9 protein-coding genes and 1 pseudogene are annotated in these 11,469 nt (G+C 44.2%); 4 read left to right on the forward strand and 6 right to left on the reverse strand.

Going from position 1 to position 11,469, the window contains the following annotated elements:
• Nucleotides 1-63 precede the first annotated feature (63 nt).
• Entirely contained in the window at nucleotides 64-735 is a 672-nt protein-coding gene (locus OB236_RS36540; protein ID WP_262688433.1) for a FusB/FusC family EF-G-binding protein, read from the reverse strand.
• Between the two features lie 331 nt (nucleotides 736-1,066).
• Between OB236_RS36540 and OB236_RS36545 the strand changes: the two genes are divergently transcribed.
• Both OB236_RS36545 and OB236_RS36550 read left to right on the forward strand, forming a co-directional pair.
• On the forward strand, nucleotides 1,067-2,623 hold the full coding sequence (locus OB236_RS36545) for an ABC-F family ATP-binding cassette domain-containing protein (RefSeq protein WP_076228799.1): 1,557 nt from the start codon (nucleotides 1,067-1,069) through the stop codon (nucleotides 2,621-2,623).
• Between the two features lie 155 nt (nucleotides 2,624-2,778).
• The gene (locus OB236_RS36550; protein WP_262688434.1) at nucleotides 2,779-3,477 is read left to right on the forward strand and encodes a YHYH domain-containing protein; all 699 of its coding nucleotides are present in this window, start codon (nucleotides 2,779-2,781) and stop codon (nucleotides 3,475-3,477) included.
• A gap of 101 nt (nucleotides 3,478-3,578) precedes the next feature.
• On the opposite strand, the gene OB236_RS36555 is transcribed toward OB236_RS36550, so the two are convergent.
• Nucleotides 3,579-4,238: a phosphatase PAP2 family protein gene (locus OB236_RS36555; RefSeq protein ID WP_262688435.1), complete on the reverse strand. Its 660-nt coding sequence runs from the start codon at nucleotides 4,236-4,238 to the stop codon at nucleotides 3,579-3,581.
• 200 nt (nucleotides 4,239-4,438) lie between these two features.
• Between OB236_RS36555 and OB236_RS36560 the strand changes: the two genes are divergently transcribed.
• Nucleotides 4,439-5,602: a glycosyltransferase family 4 protein gene (locus OB236_RS36560; RefSeq protein WP_262688436.1), complete on the forward strand. Its 1,164-nt coding sequence runs from the start codon at nucleotides 4,439-4,441 to the stop codon at nucleotides 5,600-5,602.
• A gap of 39 nt (nucleotides 5,603-5,641) precedes the next feature.
• Here the strand turns inward: OB236_RS36560 and OB236_RS36565 are convergent, their stop codons facing one another.
• The 4 genes and pseudogenes from OB236_RS36565 to OB236_RS36580 all read right to left on the reverse strand — a co-directional run bounded on the left by OB236_RS36565 (nucleotide 5,642) and on the right by OB236_RS36580 (nucleotide 9,867).
• Complete coding sequence (locus OB236_RS36565) at nucleotides 5,642-7,111, reverse strand: SGNH/GDSL hydrolase family protein (RefSeq protein WP_262688437.1); 1,470 nt, start codon at nucleotides 7,109-7,111, stop codon at nucleotides 5,642-5,644.
• A gap of 158 nt (nucleotides 7,112-7,269) precedes the next feature.
• A complete protein-coding gene (locus OB236_RS36570; RefSeq protein ID WP_262688438.1) occupies nucleotides 7,270-8,901 on the reverse strand; it encodes an MDR family MFS transporter in 1,632 nt (543 codons plus the stop codon).
• 117 nt (nucleotides 8,902-9,018) lie between these two features.
• Nucleotides 9,019-9,102: pseudogene (locus OB236_RS36575) on the reverse strand (cell wall hydrolase); the annotation flags it as partial.
• Nucleotides 9,103-9,141: 39 nt separating this feature from the next.
• Nucleotides 9,142-9,867 carry a helix-turn-helix transcriptional regulator gene (locus OB236_RS36580; RefSeq protein WP_262688439.1) on the reverse strand — a complete coding sequence of 242 codons (726 nt, stop codon included), beginning with the start codon at nucleotides 9,865-9,867 and terminating at the stop codon, nucleotides 9,142-9,144.
• 168 nt (nucleotides 9,868-10,035) lie between these two features.
• Here OB236_RS36580 and OB236_RS36585 point away from each other — a divergent pair, with 168 nt between their 5' ends.
• Nucleotides 10,036-11,436 (forward strand): MFS transporter, encoded by a 1,401-nt coding sequence (locus OB236_RS36585; protein WP_262688440.1) that lies wholly within the window; start codon nucleotides 10,036-10,038, stop codon nucleotides 11,434-11,436.
• The last annotated feature ends 33 nt before the right edge of the window (nucleotides 11,437-11,469 follow it).

Below are 11,469 nucleotides of genomic sequence, written 5' to 3' on the forward strand. Positions count from 1 at the left end.
CATTTATATGGAAATATATAATTTCAAAAAAAGGAGCCCACCATTACAGCGGGCTCCAGTTGTTTATGATTCAAGACGTGATTGTCCCACAATGTCATAAATAAATTTTTCCAATGTGGTCACATCCGTAATGTTGTTGTTGCAGGTGTCACTATTCACACACAGATAGTTGCCGATTGCCCTATAATAATCAGGCGAAGCGTTGGCAGGCTTCCACTTCGAGATGGCCGAAAATAATGCAACCTCTTCATGCCGATTGCACAAAAAACAATTGCTTTTTTTATTCATCGGGGTATATTTGCCTTCGACCCCGACGAGCTTACCGTTCAGATGGTAAACCATAAACAATTTATTGGTCGCGATGTCGGTCCACCCAAGATAGGTGACATAGCGGTTATCGATAGTGGCTAAGTCAGGTACCTTCAGTTTTTTGTTTTTGGGAAACAGCTTCTTCATCTGCGTTTCCGTCACTTGCTCAAATGGCTCCAGATAAGGCTCCATGGAATGTAAATAGTGCTGGAATTCTTCTGCTGTTTTTAAAGTCGAAATCTTCTCCAAGATTTGCTTCTGAAGCTCGACTGCATCCGGGAACGCTTCTAGAATTTTCGTAGTTGCGCTATATCTTACCGCTTCTACCACTTTCGGATCGGAAACGGTATTGCAGGCACGCTGCAGCAGATCTGTCTGCTTTTTGATCATGTTATATTGATGGTTTCTAATAAATGGTTTCATCATTGCTTTTCAGCTCCTTATTTTATATGAAATAAAAATAAGCTGCAAAGCCCACTATTAGAAACGATATAAGCTTTCTCGGGCGACAATGTTAACAATAACTGTCCGTCACCCATGCAAAGTATCGCCCCAATATTAGGCTTTGCATGAGCTGCTACTTAAGCTGGCAAAATTATTCGCCATCTCTACCACCCTTCCTTGTACAAACTCATTATAAAATAAACCGTACCTTTGCTGCAACCCCCGACTACAGTTGTTGTTTCCCATATTGAGTTATTCCTCCCTTACAGCTTATAATAAGTGAGAACAAAGTTTATAAGAAAAGGTGTCAATGATGAGCATATTAAACGTAGAAAAACTAAGTCATGGTTTTGGAGATCGCGCCATTTTCAAGGATGTATCCTTCCGTCTGCTTAAAGGCGAACACATTGGACTTATTGGTGCTAACGGTGAAGGCAAGTCCACCTTCATGAACATTATTACAGGAAAGCTTCAGCCGGATGAGGGCAAGGTCGAATGGTCCAAGCGGATGCGAGTGGGTTACCTTGATCAGCATGCAGTGCTCAGCAAGGGACTTACGATGCGTGATGTTCTTAAGGGAGCTTTTCAATTCCTGTTCGATATGGAACAAGAAATGAACGAAATGTACGCCCGGATGGGCGATGTATCTCCAGAAGAGCTTGAACAGCTGCTTGAGGATGTAGGTACGATTCAGGATACATTAACTAATCAAGATTTTTACATGATTGATGCCAAGATCGAAGAAACCGCACGCGGACTGGGGCTTACCGATATTGGACTGGATAAGGACGTCAATGACCTGAGCGGCGGACAGCGTACGAAGGTTTTACTTGCCAAGCTGCTGCTTGAAAAGCCCGATATCCTGCTCCTGGACGAGCCGACTAACTATCTGGATGAGCAGCATATTATTTGGTTACAGCGTTACCTGCAGGAGTATGAGAATGCATTCATTTTAATTTCACACGACATTCCGTTCCTGAACAGCGTCATTAACCTGATCTATCATATGGAAAATCAAGAGTTAAACCGCTATGTTGGCGATTACGACTATTTCCAACAGGTCCACGAAATGAAAAAACAGCAGCTTGAATCCGCACATAAGCGTCAGCAGCAGGAAATTGCCGAATTGAAGGACTTCGTCGCTCGTAACAAAGCTAGTGTCGCAACGCGAAACATGGCGATGTCCAGACAAAAGAAGCTCGATAAGATGGAGATCATCGAAATCGCCAAGGAAAAACCGAAGCCACAATTTAACTTCAAGGACGCAAGAACGTCTGGTAAGTTGATTTTCGAAGCAACGGATCTCATCATCGGTTATGACAGTCCCTTATCCAGACCACTCAACCTTCGTATGGAGCGCGGTCAAAAAATTGCACTAGTAGGTGCGAACGGTATCGGTAAAACGACACTACTGCGGAGTATCCTGGGTGAGATTCAAGCTCTGTCCGGAACGGTAAGGCTTGGTGAAAATCTGAATATCGGCTACTTCGAGCAGGAAATGAAGGATGCCAACTATAATACTTGTATCGAAGAGGTGTGGAAAGAATTTCCCTCCTATTCCCAATTCGAAGTGCGCGCAGCGCTGGCCAAGTGCGGGCTCACGACCAAACATATCGAGAGCAAAATTGTCGTGCTCAGCGGTGGCGAAAAGGCAAAGGTTCGCCTCTGCAAACTGATCAATCGCGAAACCAATCTGCTCGTGCTCGATGAGCCGACGAACCACTTGGATGTTGATGCGAAGGATGAGCTGAAGCGTGCTCTGAAGGCCTACAAAGGCAGTATCCTGTTGATTTCTCACGAACCTGAATTTTATCGTGATGTCGTCACGGAAACATGGAATTGTGAATCGTGGACAACCAAGGTGTTCTAAACTGCTCCGTCATAAGGGATCGTGCGTTCAAATCGTAGTGTGTGATATATACGGTTTGAGTGCACGATCCTCTTTATATGAATAACAATTGTCTATTAATCCTATATATGGTAGACTCTTATGAGTCTATAGAACTATATCAGGAGGATTTTACTATGATAGCAACAAAAATACTCATTTCGACCTTAATCCTTAGCCTGTCCTTATCATCATTCGCTGCAGCACATCCAGGCAGAACCGATAGTAATGGAGGTCACACCTGTAAAACCAACTGTGAAAAGTGGGGGTTGAAATATGGCGAATACCACTATCACAATGGTGGGAGCTCTAACAGCTCCGGTTCTTCGAACAGCGGTTCATCATCAAGCGCTTCCAAACCTGCCCCGGCTCCAGCTGCCGCTCCGCCCAAAGAGGTTATTCCTAAAGGAACTGTAATGGTGAATCTTCCTTCCTATACGATATTTGTAAACGGGCAGCAGGTCACCAACTCGACATCCAAATTTCCGGTATTCGAGTATAAAGATATTACGTATTTTCCGATGACCTGGAACTACACACAAGCTCTTGGCTTGGAAACCAAATGGGATGCGTCAGTTGGCTTTGCGATTAGAAAAACCTCCAATAAAGCAGCTAAGCTTAATGCCGATTCGGGTGTTCCCGATTCCAAGCTGTATGCGAAATTGCCGGATTTTAATGTTTTTGTTAACGATGTCTGGATCGATAATGCATCCGAAGAGTACCCTTTACTTGTACTAAATGATGTTACCTACTTCCCGATGACCTGGGAATACGCTGTTGAGCAGCTTGGTTTAACCATCAGCCTGGATAACAACACGTTTAATATTTCCAAATAAAACTGCCTACGGGCAGTTTTTCTGTTGTCATGGATATTTACAAGATAGAATCCTACATGCAGCTCAATCTTTTCGGAGGTAGGCTGTGTGTAGGTAGAATTTCATGAAGCATGCACTTTGGTAGCCACCGTTGCATAGCCATATTTATGAAAAAACCAAATGGCCGCTGTAAGCCAGGTGCCGCTGGCCATGTATCCACCCAGTACGTCGCTGGGATAGTGCACACCTAAATAAATGCGGCTGATACCGATCATTAGAATCATCAGCAAGCTGAATAGGATCAACATACTACGATTAAATGCACTCGATACATGCCTCCATAAAAGAAAAGCGACGACACCATACAATGTAAACGCCGCCATCGAATGTCCACTTGGGAAGCTGTATCCGGCTGCATCAATAATACGATGAATCGTCGGTCGCGCCCGATGAAAAATGATTTTCAAAACCTCATTTAATAAGGTTGAGCCAATAATGACACCGATGAAAAAGTATAGCTCCCTTCGATGTCCCAGCACAAAATATAAAATAACAGCAACAAGAGGAACCAAAATGGCTATAACCAATCCTGAACCAATGGTGGTGAAACCCTTCATTATAAGCGTTAAACCTGATGATTCCAGTGATTGAACCCATTGGATAATGGTTTGGTCAAAAGCATCCAATCGACGATCATGGATCAATAAAGCAATCAGGCCAAAGCATACTGCAAAACAAATACTTAAAATAAAAGCACGCGCAAGCTGCTGCTTAATATTCATATGTACCCCCTCCTACTGATCTTAAGTTAGTGGCTTTGGAGCGTCATAATAATCGATCCCGTTTCCCAAACATCCTGCAATCACATCAAGCGAATAATGAACATACTCTTTAACCAAAGTTACCCGGCAAGCATACGATATCTCAAGCATTTAAGGGTTGTGAACATATAGGAGATTATTTTCCAAAAGGAAGGTTAACCGTGAAAAATTATCAAGTCATATGGAACGGTCCTGTTCTGAAAGGAACTGGAATTGGTACTGCCAGTCGGGAGTATGCCCTTGCTTTGCATCGACAAGGAGTAGATGTGAAATTGGCGACGAACCGTAGCAAACCTCTCCTATACACGAAAGGCAAGAATGGAGTTCTTAAGGCTTTGGCCAAAAAGCCGTCAGCGCGTAAAAAAACGAAGATTCTAATCTACCATGGGCTACCGCATACGTTGAACTTGAAACAAGCTCGTAAACAGTATCGATATATCGTGCTGAATACCGTTTGGGAGACAACCCGAATCCCTCGTAATTGGCATCCGAACATTAATCGATTTGATGCGGTCTTTGTACCTTCTGTCCAGAACAAGACTGCGATGAGATCAAGCGGTGTTAAGGTTCCCGTATTTATCGTGCCCCATGGCGTGAATACCCAAACTTTTAAACCTGGCAACAGAAAGCTGCCCCTGTCTGTAAAGAAAGGGACCTTCGTATTTGTGTCTGTATTTACATTCCAACATCGTAAAAATCCTGAAACCTTACTAAGAGCTTACTGGGAAGAATTCTCTCCCAAGGACCGGGTTGCTCTAGTGATCAAAACCAATGGGGTTGGCTCACAGGCATCGGGTCTATCCATTCAAAGACGTATTCAGGCCTTCAAGAAAAAATGCAAATGCGGTCGAACAGCACCCGTACATCTCATTACCAGCCATACAAGTCCACAAAAGCTGAAAGCTCTATATGCCTCAGGTCATGCATTTGTGCTTCCTACACGCGGGGAAGGTGTCGGTCTGCCGTTCCTTGAAGCATTATCCAGCGGAGTACCCGTGATTGCTACCCGCTGGGGTGGACAAATGGACTTTCTGAACAACAGAAATTCGTTGCTGATTGACTATAAGCTGCAGCCACCTGCAAGGAGTATGAAGAAATCGATATCTCCAAGCTTTGGCTATTTGTTCGCTCAGCGTGGACAGCTATGGGCAGAACCCAGCCTGAGGCATTTAAAGAAACAAATGAGATATGCTTATCAGCATCCCGCGATTTGCCGCAGAAAAGGGCAGCAGGGTCGAAATGATATGCGAAAACATTCCTGGAATCGAGCGGGAATCGCCATGAAACATGCCTTGACGAAGGTGATCCGCAAAAAATCGAGGTAGCCTCTTTAAACTAATGAAGAGGCTCCTCCTGATTGACTTTTAGGTTGATTTATTAGCAGCATTGGGAAAGTACAGCCACGCATCACCTGTCCAGCTTGTATGTATATGATACCAATCGCCTTTTTTTTCAAATGCTCGCACGATTTGGGGTGACAGTGCGCCCAAACTTCTTGCTGCTAAGGTTGTCGGCAATTCGGACAAGGCCGTAGTCACAGAGAGTTGAATCATTTGGTCGACCGCTCTAAGCTTATTATCATCCGTACCTGCAACTTTTCCATAATGGTTATCAAGTGGAGAATTCGTTGTGTTCGCAGGAATCCACAAATCTCCATACCAGGTCTTAATCTTGTACATATAATTCCCTGCATCAAGTACCTCCACAGTTTGCGGATTAATCGAATACCCGATACTCGTATCGGTATAGGCATCATTGTACAGCAAGGTTCGTTTCGTTACTGTCACGGTTGCTTGTTTGTTGGGTTGATGGATATTATTGAACCATTCGCTATAACGAACTATCGGTCGGACTGCGTGAACCCATTTTTCTCCGAGCCAGGTTTGCGCCTGATACCACGTCCATCCGGCATTCTCTTCATCAATCTTTTCCTTCAATACGGTTAGCGTTTGCGGTTCCAGATAAGAAACAGGTTCTCGGTTAAACGGCTGCCAATCATCATAAATGGGAGTCGTTTGTCTCAACTCAATAGTGAAAGTTTTCGGGGTATAGGCCATATAATGCCATTCTCCTGCAGCCATCCCCCCCGTAATTCTGTCCACAATTGCGTCCGCAATCGCTTGATAACCAGCATCATTGGGATGTAGGATATCAAACATGAGCAGGTGTTGCGGCAAGGCTTTTCTGCCAAAAATTAAACTTGGGATGTCTAGAACATCGACCCGATCACTATATCCTTTAAAGCTATTATAAATCTCCCATAATTGATCGGAGTACAGCTGAGCGTTTTCTATCGGTGATACCAGTATAGCATCGGCAGGATTTTTAGATAACAAGGTATTCGGTGTCCGAAGCAAAATGTTTCCTTTGGTTTCGGCTAATATGCGATCAATTGCAATCTTGAGATCAGCTTTAATTTGCATGGGATTGGTCGCACCAGTTGTCGAACTCCGGCGTATGTCATTAATCCCATAAGAAATGATATATAAATCGGCGTTATCTATGATCACCTTACTTAGCGAATTATCATTGGCCGCTTTGTCATTCACGAAGTTACGCAGTGTATTACCGTTGGTGCCGCGATTAAGAATGGTTGTCCCCTGAAGCGCGCCACCTGTGACCGCATATTGCTCCGAAATACGCTTATACATGGCTGGGGCTGTTTCCGTTGTGCTGTCGCCAACAAAATCAATGACTTTGCCAGATTTGGAATTACCATAAAATTGTTTAATGCTGGTGTTCGTATCATTGGATGCAAACGATGGTAATGGCATCGAAAAGATGGCAGAGAATATGATGCAAACTTTGGTTAGTATGAGGCATTTCTTGTTCAAACCAATCATTTCCTTTCTTACTCAAAAAATCATTGCCCTATACATATTAACCAAAAAGTACGTGCAAGAAAAGCAATGCAAGAGCTTTATGTAAAAAAACCGCGCTTTACGCGGATTTTGTAACCATTTTGTTAAATATGGGTGTCAACGAGCTGCTTCTAGTGAAGCGCAGGCTCTTTTTTACCTTTTCTCGTCCTTACCTCTTCTTCTTCAGGTTGTTCTTTTTTCACATCATTGGAAGTCCGTAGAGGAATTTCTTTCAGGAACAGAACCAGGATAAAAGCCAAGACCAATAGGGCTGTACCAAACAGAAATACAACGGTCAACGAATCACTGAGCACGGATCGCAGCATAGCTATCATCTGTGTAAACAGAGGCTGAACATCTGCAGGCAATGTATTATGAAGTTCTTTGAGTTTCGGTTGATCCAGCAGCATTTGTGGATTCAAGAAACCGGATAGCTGTGAAGCTACGGCAGGGTCCAGCCTGGTTAAATCGACCCCGTGTCCCGAAGTCATCGCGGCTTTTAATTTATTCTTTAATGTGGTATTCATAACCGTACCCATCACCGCAATACCAATAGTTCCACCCAAATTTCGGAACAATGTTGCGGTCGCTGTCGCCACACCGAGATCTGAAGGCGAGACGGCATTTTGTACAGTTAAGGTAAACACCGGCATCGCTATACCTAACCCTATGCCAAATATAAGCATACTGAAAACCGCCATCGTAATACTGTTCATGAAAGCCATCATGACCATACCTGCAACCAGGAAAGGCATACCTATGATCGCATACCGTTTATATTTACCGGATTTGGATATCCATCGCCCAGATAAGGTGCTAAGCACGATCATACTTATGGACATGGGCATATTAACAAAACCGGAATTTGTCGGCGAAACCCCTTTGACTCCTTGTACGAAAAAAGGTAAGTAAATCATTGCACCCATCATGCCTGCATTCATAAGGAATCCAATGCTATTGGAAATCGTCACAATGGAGTTTTTGAACAGTCCAAGTGGCATAACCGGACTCCTTGCTTTTCGTTCAATCAGGAGCAAGATGACTAAACAAACTACAGCCGCTGAAAGAAGACCGAGGATTTGTGGTGAACTCCAGGCATATTTAGACCCTGCCCACGAAAATCCGAGCAGTAATGCGACTATGGCCAAAGATAAAAATATGGAGCCCATGTAATCGATCGATTCTGTTTCAACTCGGGCCGTTTTGGGAAACATGAACCAAATCATGACAAAAGCCACCAAACCGAGGGGAAGGAAAATCCAGAATACCCACTTCCAAGCCATATGATCGATCATAAAACCGCCGAGCGTAGGACCCAGCACACTCGAAAACCCAAATATGGCCATCATAACGCCTGTCCATTTGGCTCGTTCTCGTGGAGCAAACAGATCACCTACAGCTGTTACTGTAGCTGACATCAATATACCGCCGCCAACACCCTGAATCCCCCGATAAGTAATCAAATGAAAAATCGTCGATGCTGTACCGGAAAGGAATGCGCCGATAATGAAAAATACGATACCCGTTAACAAAAACGGTTTACGTCCGTAAATATCGGACAGCTTGCCGACAAGAACAGTAGCGATTGTAGAGGTGAGCATGTAGATCGTAATAACCCAGGTATAATACTCTATCCCCCCCAGAATCGCAATAATCCGCGGCATCGCAGTACCAACAATGGTTTGATTAATAGCTGCAAAAAACATCGCTGCCATTAAGGCAATCATAATTGTCACTTTCTTACTTGACGTTAATTCCTCCATCAGCTTCACCTCACAACTTTTTCAAGTATCATTCCCCCTCGGAAGTTAAATTAAACGATAAAAAATGAAGATAAAAAAAGGAGCCTCTCGGCCCCTTGTCAAAATGTATCATAAATATTGTTCTCCTTCTCCCTCTGCTTCAGCCCTAAGCAGCCTTGCCAATAAGTTAATGTCCTGATCTCGGGCTTTTACAACTGCCATAGCATCACCCACTATTTATGTATCATGAAGGTGGTAAGTTTAGATCTGTGGGACAATTTCTATATTTTTTATATTTTCAAGAATAGAACTGCCCTGGCTACTTACTGCTTGTTCGTCATCCATGATCCTGTATACACAGCGTTTTCCCCCTGATAATAAATGCTCCACACGTTCGATACGTAGATGAGGTCCAAGCAGAGTTTGGAATAGATTCAACTCATTCTTGCATAATCCTGTACAGGCAGCAGCGGCTTCACAAATCGGACAATGCTTCTCAATTAAAAAAAGACTCCCCTCGCCTTGATCCATAACCTCAGCCATATAGCCTTCCTTTGTTCGAATATCAGCCAGTTTCTCCAGCTTCTCCCTTAACCCTGATTCGTTAACAAGTTGTTGATGATATTGCTCTTGCATATTGTTATTGCGGACAGCCAGCAGCTTGTCCAACCCATCTTCTCCGAAGGCCTCTCTCATTGAATGGATCAGACTGACCGACAACTCCGAATACCCGCTTGGAAAGAACCGATTAGCCTCGGGTGTAAGTCGCCACAGCTTTGCCGGCCGGCCCATGGGGCGGGCTTCTTCTTCGTTTGTAACGAGACCTTCTTCTTGCAGGGCATTTAAATGCTGACGAATAGCCATCCCGGACAACGAAAATTCCGAGGCAAGTGCCATGACGTCCATCGATCCCTGCTGCTTTAGAAGATCAATGATCCCTTTTCGAGTTCGAGTTGAAGTATCCTTATTCGTTTCGTTCCGCCTCATTGGGGCACCACCTTCTTATGAACTGGCTCTGTACCATTTCCTACATTTTAAATAAAAATGTTGACAAAGTCAAAGTCAAACTGTAGCTTATACTTTGTAAAGAAATATGTTTACTAAGTATCCGGATACGGTGTATACATAGAAAAATTGATTTGGAGGTCACATCTCATGTCTAATCATCAAAGCATTTTCAGCCCACGTTACTTTGCTCTATCGATTGGAATTATTTTGTCAGTGATGGCGGTAGGATTCGAAGGTTTGGCTGTCACTACAATTGCCCCATCCATCGCAGGTGATTTGAACGGCATTCATCTGTTTGGTTGGATATTTAGTACTTATCTGCTGGCCCAGATTATTGGTACCTTGGTTGTCGGCCGTATTATAGATAGAAAAGGTCTCGCAGCCCCTTTTACATACGCACTTATATTGTTTATCATGGGGTTGGTTGTTGCCGCGACTGCAAGTGATATGGTTGTTATGATATTGGCACGCGCGATGCAGGGTCTCGGTGCTGGTGCTATGATGACCTGCGTATATACAGCCATATCATTAAGCTACCCCGATGAATTGCGTGCCAAAATACTCGGAGCATTCGGTACAGCCTATGTTCTTCCTTCCATGCTGGGTCCCTACGTCGCCGGTGTTATTGCAGAGCAGTGGTCTTGGCGGTTTGTGTTCTGGGGAATATTGCCGATCTTGATTGTATCGGCACTGCTTAGCCTGCCGGCTTTCAGAAAATTAAAGGCACAGGGTTCTCAAGAGGGAAATGGTGCCGCTGCTACATGGATGGCTATCTTTTTAACTTTGGGAACAGGAATTTTCTTATTTGGTCTTGGCAAGCTGCCGAATATGACGGGGATTATCTCAAGCATCGTCGGTTTGGCAATCATGGCATATCCACTTCGCAAGCTGCTGCCGCAGGGGACTCTCGTATTCAGAAGGGGTATGCCCGCTATTATGGCAACACGGGGGCTGTTCTTCGCAGCCTATGTAAGCACACAGAACTTCCTGGTATTAGCTCTTATCGATGTGAAAGACATTAGTCCAGCTCAGGCCGGATTAATTGTGGCCAGCGCCGCGCTGAGTTGGTGCATCTTTGCTTATCTTCAAGGACGTTGGGATTCTGCTGACCAGGGTCGTGGGCGTAATCGAAGAATTATGCTCGGTGTGCTGCTGCTTACAGCAGGTATTGCTATCGTGTTCTGGATTCCAACTGTAACGGTTGCTTTTGCGGTAATCGGGCAAATCATCGCGGGAATAGGAATGGGATTATCACATCCGACTAGCGGGGCGGTGGCATTTGCTCATACAGGTGAGGAAGGTGCTGGCGAAACTTCGGCGAATCTGCAATTTGCCGATTCCTTTACACCTGGTGTGGTCATCGGTATCGGTGGTGCCATCCTTGTAGTGAGTCAGGCTGCAGGCTTGACGATGCAATCCGGTTTAGTTGTAACAATGGGATTTAATATCGTGTTAATCGTCATGAGCTTGTTCGCGAGTACTCGAATTAAGTCTGAAAGGCGAACAATTTCGAAAAACGGTAACTATAAAAATAGCCATGCCAAATAAAGCCCCAATTCCACTTTCACCAGTGGTTTTGGA

This window comes from Paenibacillus baimaensis (assembly GCF_025567575.1).